This window comes from Streptomyces sp. AM6-12 (assembly GCF_044327085.1).
In the GTDB taxonomy this organism is placed as follows: Bacteria; Actinomycetota; Actinomycetes; order Streptomycetales; family Streptomycetaceae; genus Streptomyces.
Map to the genome: position 1 here is coordinate 5215580 of NZ_JBIQWN010000001.1, position 13409 is coordinate 5228988.

The 13409-nt window shown below is 70.8% G+C and carries 18 protein-coding genes; 11 read left to right on the forward strand and 7 right to left on the reverse strand.

The genetic code is table 11. The features are described 5' to 3' along the window. The first annotated feature begins 113 nt into the window (after nt 1–113). The 4 genes from ACE4Q9_RS23675 (at nt 114) to ACE4Q9_RS23690 (ending at nt 3611) form a co-directional block, all read left to right on the forward strand. Nucleotides 114–749, forward strand: coding sequence for a TetR/AcrR family transcriptional regulator (locus ACE4Q9_RS23675; RefSeq protein WP_397986235.1), 636 nt, complete (start codon nt 114–116; stop codon nt 747–749). A 179-nt stretch (nt 750–928) separates the two neighbouring features. Continuing rightward, complete coding sequence (locus tag ACE4Q9_RS23680) at nt 929–1978, forward strand: endonuclease/exonuclease/phosphatase family protein (protein WP_397986236.1); 1050 nt, start codon at nt 929–931, stop codon at nt 1976–1978. A 104-nt stretch (nt 1979–2082) separates the two neighbouring features. Then, a complete protein-coding gene (locus ACE4Q9_RS23685; RefSeq protein WP_397986237.1) occupies nt 2083–3300 on the forward strand; it encodes an MFS transporter in 1218 nt (405 codons plus the stop codon). A 62-nt stretch (nt 3301–3362) separates the two neighbouring features. Next, nucleotides 3363–3611 (forward strand): hypothetical protein, encoded by a 249-nt coding sequence (locus tag ACE4Q9_RS23690; protein ID WP_397986238.1) that lies wholly within the window; start codon nt 3363–3365, stop codon nt 3609–3611. A gap of 22 nt (nt 3612–3633) precedes the next feature. Here the strand turns inward: ACE4Q9_RS23690 and ACE4Q9_RS23695 are convergent, their stop codons facing one another. After that, nucleotides 3634–4071, reverse strand: a complete 438-nt coding sequence (locus ACE4Q9_RS23695; RefSeq protein ID WP_397986239.1) for an ATP-binding protein — start codon at nt 4069–4071, stop codon at nt 3634–3636. Then, entirely contained in the window at nt 4068–4292 is a 225-nt protein-coding gene (locus tag ACE4Q9_RS23700; RefSeq protein WP_397986240.1) for a hypothetical protein, read from the reverse strand. The genes ACE4Q9_RS23695 and ACE4Q9_RS23700 overlap by 4 nt, the downstream gene beginning before the upstream one ends. Before the next feature lie 161 nt (nt 4293–4453). On the opposite strand from ACE4Q9_RS23700, the gene ACE4Q9_RS23705 reads away from it, so the two are divergent. The 5 genes from ACE4Q9_RS23705 (at nt 4454) to ACE4Q9_RS23725 (ending at nt 7211) form a co-directional block, all read left to right on the forward strand. Further along, complete coding sequence (locus tag ACE4Q9_RS23705) at nt 4454–5287, forward strand: helix-turn-helix domain-containing protein (RefSeq protein ID WP_397987311.1); 834 nt, start codon at nt 4454–4456, stop codon at nt 5285–5287. Further along, nucleotides 5259–5462: a DUF397 domain-containing protein gene (locus tag ACE4Q9_RS23710; protein ID WP_397986241.1), complete on the forward strand. Its 204-nt coding sequence runs from the start codon at nt 5259–5261 to the stop codon at nt 5460–5462. The genes ACE4Q9_RS23705 and ACE4Q9_RS23710 overlap by 29 nt, the downstream gene beginning before the upstream one ends. Then, complete coding sequence (locus tag ACE4Q9_RS23715) at nt 5462–5845, forward strand: hypothetical protein (RefSeq protein ID WP_397986242.1); 384 nt, start codon at nt 5462–5464, stop codon at nt 5843–5845. The genes ACE4Q9_RS23710 and ACE4Q9_RS23715 overlap by 1 nt, the downstream gene beginning before the upstream one ends. A 74-nt stretch (nt 5846–5919) precedes the next feature. Then, nucleotides 5920–6465 (forward strand): VanZ family protein, encoded by a 546-nt coding sequence (locus tag ACE4Q9_RS23720; RefSeq protein ID WP_397986243.1) that lies wholly within the window; start codon nt 5920–5922, stop codon nt 6463–6465. 335 nt (nt 6466–6800) lie between these two features. Further along, on the forward strand, nt 6801–7211 hold the full coding sequence (locus ACE4Q9_RS23725; protein WP_397986244.1) for a hypothetical protein: 411 nt from the start codon (nt 6801–6803) through the stop codon (nt 7209–7211). Between the two features lie 91 nt (nt 7212–7302). Here the strand turns inward: ACE4Q9_RS23725 and cutA are convergent, their stop codons facing one another. Both cutA and ACE4Q9_RS23735 read right to left on the reverse strand, forming a co-directional pair. After that, nucleotides 7303–7635 (reverse strand): divalent-cation tolerance protein CutA, encoded by a 333-nt coding sequence (gene cutA / locus ACE4Q9_RS23730; protein ID WP_397986245.1) that lies wholly within the window; start codon nt 7633–7635, stop codon nt 7303–7305. A 42-nt stretch (nt 7636–7677) separates the two neighbouring features. Next, the gene (locus ACE4Q9_RS23735; protein ID WP_397986246.1) at nt 7678–8889 is read right to left on the reverse strand and encodes an epoxide hydrolase family protein; all 1212 of its coding nucleotides are present in this window, start codon (nt 8887–8889) and stop codon (nt 7678–7680) included. A 55-nt stretch (nt 8890–8944) separates the two neighbouring features. Between ACE4Q9_RS23735 and ACE4Q9_RS23740 the strand changes: the two genes are divergently transcribed. Next, entirely contained in the window at nt 8945–9160 is a 216-nt protein-coding gene (locus ACE4Q9_RS23740) for a hypothetical protein (protein WP_397986247.1), read from the forward strand. Nucleotides 9161–9264: 104 nt separating this feature from the next. Here the strand turns inward: ACE4Q9_RS23740 and ACE4Q9_RS23745 are convergent, their stop codons facing one another. The 3 genes from ACE4Q9_RS23745 to ACE4Q9_RS23755 all read right to left on the reverse strand — a co-directional run bounded on the left by ACE4Q9_RS23745 (nt 9265) and on the right by ACE4Q9_RS23755 (nt 12804). Next, nucleotides 9265–11220, reverse strand: a complete 1956-nt coding sequence (locus ACE4Q9_RS23745; RefSeq protein ID WP_397986248.1) for a protease pro-enzyme activation domain-containing protein — start codon at nt 11218–11220, stop codon at nt 9265–9267. Nucleotides 11221–11455: 235 nt separating this feature from the next. Then, nucleotides 11456–12103, reverse strand: a complete 648-nt coding sequence (locus ACE4Q9_RS23750) for a DUF305 domain-containing protein (RefSeq protein ID WP_397986249.1) — start codon at nt 12101–12103, stop codon at nt 11456–11458. Further along, nucleotides 12100–12804 (reverse strand): DUF3105 domain-containing protein, encoded by a 705-nt coding sequence (locus ACE4Q9_RS23755; RefSeq protein WP_397986250.1) that lies wholly within the window; start codon nt 12802–12804, stop codon nt 12100–12102. Before ACE4Q9_RS23755 ends, ACE4Q9_RS23750 begins: the two co-directional genes overlap by 4 nt. Before the next feature lie 142 nt (nt 12805–12946). On the opposite strand from ACE4Q9_RS23755, the gene ACE4Q9_RS23760 reads away from it, so the two are divergent. Next, nucleotides 12947–13399 (forward strand): RrF2 family transcriptional regulator, encoded by a 453-nt coding sequence (locus tag ACE4Q9_RS23760; protein ID WP_397986251.1) that lies wholly within the window; start codon nt 12947–12949, stop codon nt 13397–13399. The last annotated feature ends 10 nt before the right edge of the window (nt 13400–13409 follow it).

Consider the following 13409-nt stretch of genomic DNA (forward strand, 5'->3'; position numbering starts at 1 on the left):
CGGGGGCCGGCCGATGAGCCGGCCCGGCATCCATGAACGGCTGACAGCGGCTCCACGGGGGAGGGAGGCGGCTGCGGGACAATTCCCGCAGCACAGTGAGAGGACGGATTGACGTGAGCCTTGCCGACAACCGGTCCTGCCCGGCCGGACCCGCTCGGGGCCGGCCCCGCAGCGAGGCCGTGGAACAGGCCATCCTGGAGGGCGTGATGCAGCTCCTGGAGGACGGCGTACCCCTCGCCGAACTCTCCATCGAGCGCATCGCCCGCACCGCCGGGGTCGGCAAGGCCACCATCTACCGCCGGTGGAGCGGCAAGGAGGAACTGTTCGTCGACGTGCTGCGCACCGCCGAACCCCCCGACCCGGAACTCCCCGGCACCTCCATGCGGGACGATCTGATCGTCATCCTGGAGTCCCTGCGCCAGCGCGGCCTGGTCAGCCGCTCCTCGGCGATCCTGCACAACGTGTACGTGCAGATGAAGTCCAGCCCCCGCATCTGGGCCGCCTACCACGCGGGCGTCATCGCCCCCCGGCGCGTCCTCATGCTCGACGTGCTGCGGCGCGGCCAGCGCGACGGGGAACTGCGCGCCGACATCGACCTCGACCTGGCCAACGACATGTTCGTCGGCGCCATGCTGGTGCGCACCGTCATGCGCCCCGACGGGGACCTGCCCGAGGACCTGGCGGCACGCATCGTGGACACCACCCTGCAGGGCCTACGGCCCGTCAGCTCCACAGTCTCGTCGCACTGATGTGCATGTTCTGTCACAGACCGCGCGCGGCGCACCGCTGACCGGAACTCCCCGTGCCACCCGTTCGTCATCGTCTTCCGTACGGCCGTCATGTGACGGCGAGAACGGAGCCGATCATCCCCTAGGGTCGGAGTGACGGGGGGCGAACGGTGTGCACGGCGGGCAGTGAGGCAGGCGGCATGGCGCAGCAGGCATACATGACGGAGACGGCGGACGGCGGCTCGGGGCCCGAGCGACCTGGATCCCGGCTCCGACGCCTGCTGCACCGGGTGCTCGCCCCCTGGCGCAACGATCCAGGCATCTGGCGCCGGGGCGCCGTCCTCGCCGCGCTCGCGCTGCTGCTCGCCCTCGTGATGCTGCTGCACGCGCACGTGCCCAACACCGTGGGCAACCTCGGCAGCCTCACCGAGACGTTCCTGCCCTGGCTGGGCGTGTTCGTCCCGCTCCTGCTGCTGCTCGGCCTGTGGCGCAAGTCGGCGATCACCCTCATCGCCGTACTCCTCCCGGCGATCGTCTGGCTCAACCTCTTCGGCGGGCTGCTCACCGACAAGGCGAGCGGCGGCGGCGACCTGATGGTGGCCACGCACAACGTCAACGCCGACAACCCCGACCCGGTCGGCACCGCCCGCGCCGTGGCCGGCTCCGGCGCCGACGTCCTCGCGCTGGAGGAGATCCCCGCGTCCAAGGTGCCGGTCTACGAGCGGGCGCTCGCCTCGACGTACAAGTACCACGCGATCGAGGGCACGGTCGGGCTGTGGAGCAAGTACCCGATGACCGGCGTACGGGCCGTGGACATCAAGCTCGGCTGGAAGCGGGCGATGCGGGCGACCGTGACCACGCCCGAGGGTCCGGTCGCGGTGTACGTCGCCCACATGCCCTCGGTACGGGTGAAGCTGAAGGCCGGCTTCACCGCGCGGCAGCGGGACACCAGCGCCACCGCGCTCGGCGAGGCCGTGGCCGACGAGACGCTGAGCCGGGTCATCCTCCTCGGCGACCTCAACGGCACGATGAACGACCGCTCGCTCAACGGCGTCACCTCCCAGCTGCGCTCCACCCAGGGTGCGGCGGGCAGCGGCTTCGGCTTCAGCTGGCCGGCGGCGTTCCCGATGGCGCGGATCGACCAGATCATGGTCAAGGGCGTCGAGCCGGAGAGCAGCTGGACCCTGCCGCGCACAGGCAGCGACCACCTCCCGGTGGCGGCCCGTGTGAGCCTGGACACGCCCTCGTAACCTGCCGGAATAGCGGGCCTGAGAGAGTTTGTTCCGTACCTGAACATTGCAACGTCCCCGGTACGACGCTCTCCCCTACGCTCCCGAAAGGCACAGGCCCCTCCATGCCCCTGGCCCTGCTCGCGCTGGCCGTCGGCGCCTTCGGTATCGGCACCACCGAATTCGTGATGATGGGACTGCTCCCCGACGTCGCGTCCGACCTGCACATCTCCATACCCTCGGCCGGGCACCTGGTCTCGGCGTACGCGCTGGGCGTCGTCATCGGCGCCCCGCTGCTGGCCGCCGTCACCGCCCGCATGTCCCGACGTACCGTCCTGATCGCCCTCATGGTCCTGTTCGTCGCGGGCAACGCGCTCTCGGCGTTCGCCCCCGGCAACGGCTCCCTGCTCGCCGCGCGCTTCCTCAGCGGGCTGCCGCACGGGGCGTTCTTCGGGGTGGGCGCGGTGGTGGCGACCGGCATGGTCCCGCCGGAGCGCAAGGCGCGCTCGGTCTCCCTGATGTTCCTCGGCCTGACGGTCGCCAACATCGCGGGCGTCCCGGCGGCGACGCTGATGGGCCAGCACCTGGGCTGGCGGGCCACCTTCCTCGGCGTGAGCGCGATCGGCCTCGCCGCCATCGCCGCCCTGGCCCTGCTGATCCCGCACGACCACACCCACGCCTGTGCGACCGGCCTGCGCGGCGAACTGGCCGCGCTGCGCTCCCTGCCGGTGTGGCTGGCGCTGGGCACGACGGTGGCGGGTTTCGGCGCCCTGTTCGCGGCGTACAGCTACGTGACGCCGATGCTGACGGACGCGGCGGGCTACGCCGAGACGAACGTGACCCTCCTGCTCGCCCTGTTCGGCGTCGGCGCGACCGCCGGCAACCTGCTGGGCGGCCGGCTCGCCGACCACTCCCTGCGGGGCACCCTGTTCGGCGGCCTGATCTCCCTCGCGGTGGTGCTGGCGCTGTTCCCGCTGCTGATGCGGGCGGAGTGGAGCGCGGCGGTGGCGGTCACCCTGCTGGGCATGGCCGCGTTCATCACCGGCTCCCCGCTCCAGCTGATGGTGATGGAGAAGGCCGCGGCCGCCCCCTCCCTCGCCTCCTCCGCCAATCAGGCCGCGTTCAACCTGGCCAACGCGGGCGGCGCGTGGGTGGGCGGCATCGCCCTGGCCGCGGGCTTCGGTACGACCTCCCCGGCGCTCGCGGGCGCGGCGCTCGCGGTACTGGGGCTGGCCGTGGCGGGCGCGGCGTACGCGGTGGACCGCCGCCGCGCACTTCCCTCGACGGGCCGAATCGTCACTTCATCACATGTTCTGGAGGACTCGGAGGCGCTGCACCCCTGATCCTCCGCGACCGGCGCTCTCCGTGCGAGGATGCGGCTACGCCGCCGACCGCGAGGTGCGCCATGCCGGAAAAGCCCGCCCCCTCCTGGAAACCCACGGACCGCGACCTCGCCCGCCTGATCCGGCGGGCCGAGCGTGAACTGGCCGCCGACCCGGCCGCCCCGGAACTCGCCGAGCGCGTGCGCCGACGGCACGACCCGGACCACGAACACCGGTCCCGCTCCGACAGGTCCGCGATCCTCGGCGCCCTGGCCGGCCTCCTCCTGCTTCTCATCTCCCTCATCGGCACGGCCATCGCGCACTACCGGTAGCGCTCTGACCGTCGCCCCGGCCCTACGGCACCCCGCCGAGCCCGGCCACCGCTCCGTCCCGGCCGTCCTCACCGTCACGCCCGCCGGGGCCGGCCGGCTCCCGCTCCCGGACCACCTCGCACCAGACCGTCTTGCCGCCCGGCCCGCGCTCCACCCCCCACCTGTGCGCCAGCGCGGACACCAGGACGAGACCCCGCCCGCCCTCCGCCGTCTCCGCGGCCGAGAGGACGGCGGGCGTTCCGCGAGGGTCCGGGTCGGTCACCTCGATGCGGGTACGGCCGGGACCGCCCGCCCGAACGACGCTCACGCACACCGGAGTTCCGTCCCCGACGTGCTCGATGACGTTCGTCAGCAGCTCCGTCGCGCACAGGCGGACGTCGTAGTCGTACCCCCGGAGCCGGTGACGCAGTTCCGGCACGGCCTTCGGCGTCGCCGGGATGCGCAGTTCGACGGCCCTCATCCCTCACCCGCCGCCTTCTTCAGCACACCGGCGAGCGCCCGCGCCGTGGCCATGTTGCAGTTCCCGAGCGTGACGAGCCCGGCGGACTCCCCGTACCGGGCCGCGAAGCTCGGCAGATGAACGCTGAGGGAGGGCAACTTGATGCCGTGCAGGGCGAGGGCGGCGCGGAGTTCTTCTACGCAGAGGGTGACGTCGTAGGGCGTGGGGGAGGGGTCCGACATGGGTGGTCTGCTTTCTGTGCGTTGTGTGACGAACACCTCACAGAGTGTCGTTTGACTCGCTACCGTGGAAGACGTTTCGCGTCCACGACGTGAACAGCGGAATCAGCACGGTGAGTTACGGCGGTGAGCGCGTGGCACGACGCAAGGACATCGACGGCTCGATGAGCGTCCCGACCTTCTACGGCAAGGAGCTGCGGTGGAAGCGGGAGGCGGCGGGGCTGTCGCTGGAGGCGTTTCTCAAGGGCAGTTACTTCGGCAAGACCTACCTCAGCGACATCGAACACGGGCACCGCAGGATGCCGCTGGAACTGGCGCAGCACGCGGATCAGGTGCTGGGGACGGACGGCTTCTTCGAGCGGAACTGCGAGAACGTACAGAAGGCCAAGAGGTCTGGGCACGCCGCGTACTTCGAAAAAGTTCTGGAGGCGGAGAAGTTCGCCCTGACCATCGAGGAGTGGTGCCCGATCCTCATCCCTGGGCTGCTCCAGACGCCCGCCTACGCACGGGCCGTCATTCTGGCGGAGTTTCCGCTGTCCCTTGAGGAGGAGGTGGCGGTGAAGGTCAACGGACGGATGGCGCGAGCCGAACTCTTCGAGGTGGACCACCGGGTCCCCGAATACTGGGCGATCCTGCACGAGTCGCTGATCACGGACCCACTCCTGCCGTTCCCGGCGATGGCCGAACAGCTGGACCGTATCGTCGAGCTGACCGAGCGGCGGCGGATCACTCCGCAGCTCCTTCTGCGGAAGGTTGGCACGCACCCGCTCATGATCGGCTCAGCGAAGATCATGACGTTTCCCGATGCGCCGCCGCTGTTCTATACGGAGGCGCTGCACAGCGGCGACACCATCGATGATCCGGCCATCGTGAAGGAGTACCGCAGGTCGTACGATCGCCTCAGGGCCGTCGCGCTGTCTCCGGAGGCGTCCCTCGACCTGATCAAAGCCGCGGCAGAGGATTACCGAAATGGCAAGCAACCGGATCGACTTGAGTGACGCGCTCTGGCTCAAGAGCAGCTACAGCAACGGGGGTGGTGGCGACTGCGTCGAGGTTGCCGACAACGTGCCCGGCCTCGTCCCCGTCCGCGACTCCAAGGTGCCCGGCGGTCCCGCCCTCCTCCTCCCCGCCACCGCCTGGGCCCCCTTCGTCGCGTCGCTGAAGTCGGAGTAGTGGGGGGCTACGAAGGGGCCTACCGCGCCTGGCTGTCGGGTCTGCACCGCGCGCTGGACTACCCCGATCCCGAGAACCCGCCCTCCTGGACACGGGAGGTGTTCGAAGGGAACGGAGAGGTCCCGGCAGAGCGCTTCGCGGTGCTGGCGTTCGACCGCAGGCTGAAGGACATCACCGAGGCGTTCACCGAGGTGGCCGCGGCGGCGCGCGCCCACACCGGCATCGACGTACCCGCGGGCTTCTGCACCGAGGAGCCGTCCGACGATTTCCCCATCGGCGTGACCTCCTTCGAGGGCTGGGCGATCTGGTCCGCCGAGCCCCCGGAGGTCTACGTCGAGGTCGCCGAGGCCATCCAGAGCCACCTGGTGGACCGGCACCGCTAGGTCTGGCCCCTCTGCCCGGTCCACCGCATCGGTACCCACCCCAAGCTGTCGTCGGGGCGCCGCCCCGTGTGGTGGTGCACTCCCGGCGACCACGCGGCTGCCCCCATCCCCTGACCGGACATCGCGCACCCCTCGCCCAAGGAACCGTCTGGGCGGCCGCCGCACTCGAGGCGCGGGCACGCGACGCCGTTCCGAGGCTGTCCCGCGTTCTGCTCGCGCTGTGTCTCGCGATCGTCTTCGCCGCCACGCTGCTGCCCACCCAGCCCCTGGACAGCGGCGGCCCCCGCTCCATCTCGTGGATGCCGGGCGAGGGCCTGTGGGACGACGGCTTGTCCTCCACGGGCGCGATGGAACACGAGATGGTCCTGCGCCTCCAGTTGGCCAACGCGCTGATGTTCGTCCCGCTCGGCATCCTGCTGCTGTTCTCCACCCGGCGCCCCCACCTCGCCCGGACCACCGCCGTCTGCCTGGCCCTGAGCGTCTCGATCGAGGCGGCGCAGTACGCGATGAACGCCGGCCGCACGGTCGACGTGGACGACGTCCCAGCGGGTTCCCGGACCCGGAACCTGGGACCGGTGGCACGGAGTTCTACTCCTGGCGCAAGATCGCCGATTGGCTGACCGGTCTCGGCGGCGACGTACCCGAGACGCCCCCCGGCCTCCGCGTCGCCGATCTGGCTCTGCGCCTGGCCGACGCCCTCGAAGAGGCCGACGTACCTCCGGGCACGCTGCGTGCCCTGGGGCTGCCTGTCGCCTGAGCCCCGCCCGGTACTCGCCCCCGTACGCGTCCCTCCCGGCGACCCCCGGAGGATTCGGCATGGTTTCGTAAAGCCGTCGGGCGGGACCCAACCCGACCCGCCTCCCCATCCCTCTCAAGGACCAGCGAGGCGCAATCGGGCGCTTTCGCAATGAAGCGGGTCTCGCCGGACGCCGGGGGGCCCAGGGGAGGGAAGCGTATGAACGGGACGAAGAGGGCGCGGGGCGTTCGCGCGGCCGTGATCGGCGCACTGGGGCTCGCCTCGGTGACGCTGGCCGCCGTACCGGCGTTCGCCAAGGGCGACGTGGAGATCACGGCGCCGCGCACGGCGCACGTCGGCAAGGCGTTCACGATCAAGGCGGACGGTGACGACGACAGCGCCGGCTTCCTGCACCAGCTGTGCCTTCAGGAGCGCAGCGGCAAGCAGGCGTGGCACCAGGAGACGTGCAGCGCCGCGGTCGAGGAGGGCGCCCGCGTCACCGCCCACGGCTCCGCCGCCCACCGCGGCGACCTGCAATTCCGCGCGGTTCTCTACGGCCTGAAGAACAAGCACGACCACCACCCCACCCGCCTGCACACCTCCACCGTGGCCACGGTCCACATCCGCTGACCCCGCCCGCACGGCGGCGGGCGCTCACGTCGCGGTGGCGCCGCCGCCGCGCGCATCCGGGGGCCGGGTGACGCGTCCACGACGTGCCGCGTCACCCGGCCGCCCCCGTCGAGGACTCCTCGGCCACCCACCTCAGATACGCCTCCGACCCCCCGGTCACCGGCAGCGTGATCCACTCCGGCACCTCGTAGCCGTGCCGTTCGGCGACCCAGGCCTCCAGCTCCGGCAGCCGGTCCGCGGTCGTCTTGTACGAGATCCGCCACTCCCGCGCCGTCTCCACCGCGCCCTGCCACCGGTACACCGCCGTGAACGGCGCATCGATATGGGCGCAGGCCGCCAGCCGGTTCTCCACGGCGCCGCGCGCGAGCGCCTTCGCCCGCTCCTCCTCGTCCACGGTCGTCTGCGCGATCACGATCCCGGTCATGCAACTGCCTCTCCGCGTCGGGGGATACGACCCTATCCATCCTCAGGACGAGAGTTCCTCACGCACGACGCGCAGGTCACGGAAGAACGCCCGGATGTCGTCGGCAAGCAGCTCCGGCTGCTCCATCGCCGCGAAGTGGCCGCCCCTGTCGAACTCCGTCCAGCGGACGATGTTGTTCGTGCGCTCGGCGACATGGCGCAGCGCGATGAAGTTCTCCCGCGGGAAGGAGGCGAACGCGGTCGGGGTCGGGGAGGGCTCCGGCGGGCGGCCCCAGTAGCCGGCGTGGGCGCGCTCGTAGTAGAGGCGGGCGGAGGAGGCGGAGGTGTTGGTCAGCCAGTACAGCATCACGTTCGTCAGCAGGTGATCACGGTCGACGGCGTCCTCCGGGCGGTCGGTGGAGTCCGTCCACTCCTTGAACTTCTCCGCGATCCACGCGAGTTGCCCGATGGGCGAGTCGGAGAGCCCGTAGGCGAGGGTGTGCGGACGGGTCGACTGGATGTCGGCGTAGCCCTGCTGCTCGCGGCTCCAGGCCCGCATCCGCTCCCAGGACGCTCGGGTGCGTTCCTGTTCCGCCGGGGTGAGCGCGGCGAGTTCCTCCGGCGTCGGCTCGGCCGTGGCGCCCGCGCCGGGGATCAGGTTCAGATGGACGCCGATGACGTGGTCCGGGCGGATACGGCCCAGCTCGCGGGAGATCGCCGCGCCCCAGTCGCCGCCCTGGGCGCCGTAACGGTCGTACTCCAGGCGGCGCATCAGCTCGGCGAGCGCGGCCGCGACCCGGCGGTACTCCCAGCCCTTCTCACGGGTGGGGCCGGAGAGACCGAAGCCGGGGATGCTCGGCAGGACCAGGTGGAAGGCGTCCGCCGGGTCGGCGCCGTGGGCGCGGGGGTCGGTGAGCGGGCCGGCGATCCGCTCGAACTCGGCGAGGGAACCGGGCCAGCCGTGCGTGATGATCAGCGGTGTGGCGTCCGGTTCCGGGGAGCGGATGTGCGCGAAGTGAAGGCGGGCGCCGTCGACCGTGGTCGTGAACTGCGGCCACCGGTTCAGCCGGGCCTCCGCCGCCCGCCAGTCGTACACGTGCCGCCAGTAGTGCGCCAGTTCGCGCAGATAGCCGCCGGGCACGCCGTACTCCCAGCCGGCGCCCGGCAGTTCGTCCGGCCAGCGGGCGTGGTCCAGCCGGCGCCTCAGGTCCTCCAGGTCGGCGTCCGGGATCGCGATGCGGAACGGTCGGATGCTGTCCTGCGATGCGGTGGTCATGGAGGTGCAGCCTAGGCGCACGGGTCAGGCGAGCCCGGCCGATCCGCGAGGCAGCATGCGCACCAGAACCGCCGAAGCCGTCGGACGGCATGGCGCGCCCTGGGGCTGGTTCCTGGCCTGGGCCAGTCCCGGCGCGTGTGCCGCGCTGGGACTGGCCGCCCTGCTGTCCGTCGGCGTGATCCTGCTCGCGGTGGCGGCGGTGACCGCCGTCCTCCTGCTCGCCGTTTCCTTCCTTCTCTTCTTCCTGCTCGACCGCCGTCGCGGGCACTGACCGGCCGGTCCTTCCGGCGATACAGGCAACGCGAAGGGGACGTGCGGCCAATGCAGGCCGCACGTCCCCTTCTTGCGGAGCTCAGTTCAGCTCGGCGGAGCCGTTCAGTGCTTCTTGCTGTCGCTCTTGGCGTACGACGCGACGTAGCCGTCCGCCGGGGAGCCGACGCCCGTCACGTCGTCGTAGCCCTTGGTCGCGGACAGGGAGCTGTCCTTGCCCAGGGTGCGGACGGAGTAGAGCAGGCCGCCGGTGGCGTCGATGCCGTTGGCGTAGTCCACGCGGACGACACCCAGGCCGTGGCCCGTGGGGTTGTCCGTGACGTCGTGGTAGACGCCCTTCTTGCCGAACTTCGCGTAGATCGACGGGTTGGCGAAACCGATCGACTTGCCGCCGCGCGCCTGCTCGGCGAGGGCCTGGACCGCCGCGATGGTCGGCGCGGCCAGCGAGGTGCCGCCGATGCGGTACTCGCTGTACTGCTGCGACCCGTCGGGGAAGGTCTGCGTCTGGCCCACCAGGAACCCGGTGTTCGGGTCGGCGATGGCCGCGATGTCCGGGACGACGCGGTTGCCGGAGGCGTTGTTCGCCTTGGCGAGCGCGTCCGGGACGACGCCCTTCTGGTAGTACGGCTCGGCGACCGTGCTGCTGGTGCCGCCGCCCGCACCCGAGGTGAAGGCGCCGGGGAAGTTGACCCAGCTCTTGCCGTCGGCCGACAGGCTGGACTTCGTGGTGCCCCAGCCGGTCTCCCACAGGTACTTGTCGCCCTTGCCGACCGCGAGGGAGGTGCCGCCGACGGCGGTCACCCAGGCGGAGTTGGCCGGGGTGTCGACCTGCTTGGTGCCGGTGTTGGCGACCTGGTCGCCGTCGTCACCGGAGGAGAAGTAGAAGCCGATGCCCTGCACCGCGCCCAGCTGGAAGACCTGGTCGTAGGCGGCCGCGAGGTCCGGCGTCTGGTTGGCCTCGACGTCGCCCCACGAGTTGGAGACGATGTCGGCCAGGTGGTTGTCGACCACCTTGCTCAGCGAGTCGAGCAGATCGTCGTCGTAGCAGGAGGCCGCACCGACGTAGGTGACGTCGGCGTCCGGCGCGACCGCGTGCACGGCCTCGACATCCAGGGTCTCCTCGCCGTACCAGCCCGACGCCTTGCACTCGGTGGTCCGGGTGAAGTTGGCCGGCAGCGACTGGTGCAGCTGACCGGTCTTCCACGCCTTGTCGCCGTTCTTCGCCGCGTACGTGCCGGCGTCGTAGGCGATGGTCGGCGAGGCGTAGGCGTCGGTGATGGCGACGCGGACGCCCTTGCCGGTGTACTTGCCGGCGCCGTAGACCGAGCGCAGCTGCTTGCCGGTGTAACCCTTGACGGCGTACGGCAGCTTGGTGCCGTACGCGTCCGGCAGCGTGCTCGCGGTCTTCGAGCCGTAGTACGACGAGAACGGACCGGCGTTCTTGAACACCGCGTCCGGGGGCGGCAGCGTGTCGTCGTGGTCCGCCTTGTGCGGGGCGCTGTCCAGACCGGTGACGGTCAGCACGGTGCTCTGGAGGGCCGCCGGGACGGAGGCCGCCTGCACGGGGGCGCGGTAAGTCTTCGAGCCCTTGACGTAGTTGTGCAGCTGGGTGCCGAACGCCTTCTCGGCGGAGGCCACGTCACCGGAGACGGCGACGTAGTGCTGCGTGACCTCGGTGACCTTCAGACCGGCCGACGTCAGCCAGGACTTGACGGCGGCGACCTGGGCCTTGGTGGCGCCGTAGCGGGCCTGGGCCTGCTTGGCCGACAGGTACTTGCCGTAGGACGGCGAGCTGGGGTCCGACACGGCCTTGGCGTAGGCCGCGAGGCCCGCCGCGTTCCGGCCGGCCAGGTAGACGCGGGCCTTGAGCTGGGCACCATTGCTGGTGGCGCCCTTGTCCGCCTTGGCCGTGGCCCACAGCGGCTTGGTGCCCTTGAGGGCGTTACGGGCGGGGCTGTCCGCGGCGTGGGCCGCGGGTATGCCCAGCGCCAGCGCACCGGCGATCATGGGCAGCGCGGCTGCCATGCTCACGGCGCGCGTCTTGGCGCTCTTGGATCTCATAGAACCCCCTGCGATGCGTTGCGCATGCACGTAGTAGGTAGGTACACGCGGCTCCGCGCCGGCCGGCGGCGGTGGTGAACAGCCGGCGAATGGATCACACGATGGGGGCAACTCTGACCGATGATCCGTTCATGCCAGGTAAACGGGACGGAAAGAGAGGCTCAAGTAACCGTCACCTGGGGGGATTTGGGCAGTTTTTCCTTACGGCTGTGTTACGAAAGGAGTTGTTCCCTGGTCAGGGAAGCGGTTCGGCTCCGCGCTCCTTGAGCATCCCGGCCATCACCTGGAGCTCCGACTGCTGCGCGTCCACCATCCCCTGGGCCAGCCGTTTCTCCACGCCCACCGTGCACTTGGCCACGCAGCCCTCCGCCATGTGGATGCCGCCCTTGTGATGGTTCGTCATCAGCTGGAGGTAGAAGATCTCGGCCTGCTTCCCGTTCAGGGTCGCGAGCTTCCGCATCTGCGTGTTGGTGGCCATACCGGGCATCAGCGAGCCGTCCTTGGCGGTGACCATGCCGCCCATGCCCATCCAGGTCATCGGCGGGTCCGCGGACACCTTCGGCAGCCCCCACAGATCCAGCCAGCCGAGCAGCATCCCGCGCTGGTTGGCCTGCGTCTGCGCGATGTCGTAGGCGAGCCGCCGTACGTCCTCGTTCTTCGTGTGGTCGCGGATGATGTACGACATCTCGACGGCCTGCTGGTGGTGCACGGCCATGTCCCGCGCGAAGCCCGCGTCCGCCGAGTCCGCGCTCGGGACCCGCAGCACCGCCTTGCCGTCGCCCGAGCCGGAGCCCGCGTCGGCGACCGCGTACGTGACGGCACCGGCGGCGACGAGCACCGCCGCCGCGGCCCCCGCCGCCCAGCCGATGGCGCGCCGGCTCACTTCATCACCCCACCGGTGCACGAGGCGCCCGGCTCGGGCGTCTGCGGTCCCTGCACGAACTCCGCGAAGAACTTGTCCACTTCGGGGTCCTTGGCGCTCTTGACCGCCACCTGGTGGCCCCACGCCGACAGCATCAGCGGCGCCGCCTGGTTCTCGTAGGGGCTCATCAGCGAGTACGGCGTCTTCTTCACCTTTTCCGCGAGCGCCGCCACATCGGCCTTGGGCGCCTTGGCGGTGTACGTCACCCACACCGCGCCGTGCTCCAGCGAGTGCACCGCGTTCTCGTCGTGCAGCTGCTGCGTGTAGACGTCACCGTTGCAATCGGCCCACACCGGGTTGTGGTTGCCGCCGACCGGCGGGTGCATCGGGTACGACACCGGGGTCGTCACGTGCGTCCGCGACAGCGTGCCCTGCCAGGTGCGCACGCCGTCCTTCCCGGTGGTGAAGTGCCCGGAGTCCCCGGAGCTCTTGCTGCTCACATCGCCGCTGTTCTTGCCGTCGCCGCCGCTCGCCGCCGTGTCCTTCTTGCCGGACCCGTTGTCCATGAGCACGACACCGCCCACCACGAGCCCGGCGACGACCACCACGGACGCGGCGACGACGAGCGCCCGGTTCCGGCGCGCCCGCGAACGCTCCGCGCGCCGCATCTCCTCGATGCGCGCCTTGCGCGCCGCGCTGTTGCTGTTGTTGGCGGAACCCATGAGGCGATGTCCTTCTGGGGAAAGGGGGCGGACAGGGGGTGGAGCCCGCTGATCGTAATGGGGGAGTGGGGAAGTGCCGTAGAGCGAGCACGGCCAAAGGGTTAAATTTGCACCTGGGATGCGTATTATTTACGCTCGCGCCATGAGGCTGCTGCGGTCCACCGACCTCGCCCTGCGCATCCTGATGCGCCTCGCCGTGTCCACCGACGACACGCCCGCGACCCGCAAGGTCGCCGAGGACATGGGCGTGCCCTACACGCACGCCGCGAAGGTCGTCGCCGAACTCCAGCACCAGGGCCTGCTCGACGCCCGCCGGGGGCGCGGCGGCGGCCTGGCGCTCACCGAACGCGGCCGTACCGCCTCCGTCGGCGCGGTCGTGCGCGCCTTCGAGAGCGGCGACGAGGTGGTGGAGTGCGAGGGCGCCACCCCCTGCCCGCTGCGCTCGGACTGCCGGCTGCGCGGCGTCCTGCGTCAGGCCCAAGAAGCGTTCTACGCGTTCCTGGACCCGATCACCCTGGACCAGCTGATCACGGACCCCACCGGCCCGGTGCTGCTGGGCATCTCCCTGCGCCCTCCCGGAACCCCGCTCTCCTGAACGGCACGCG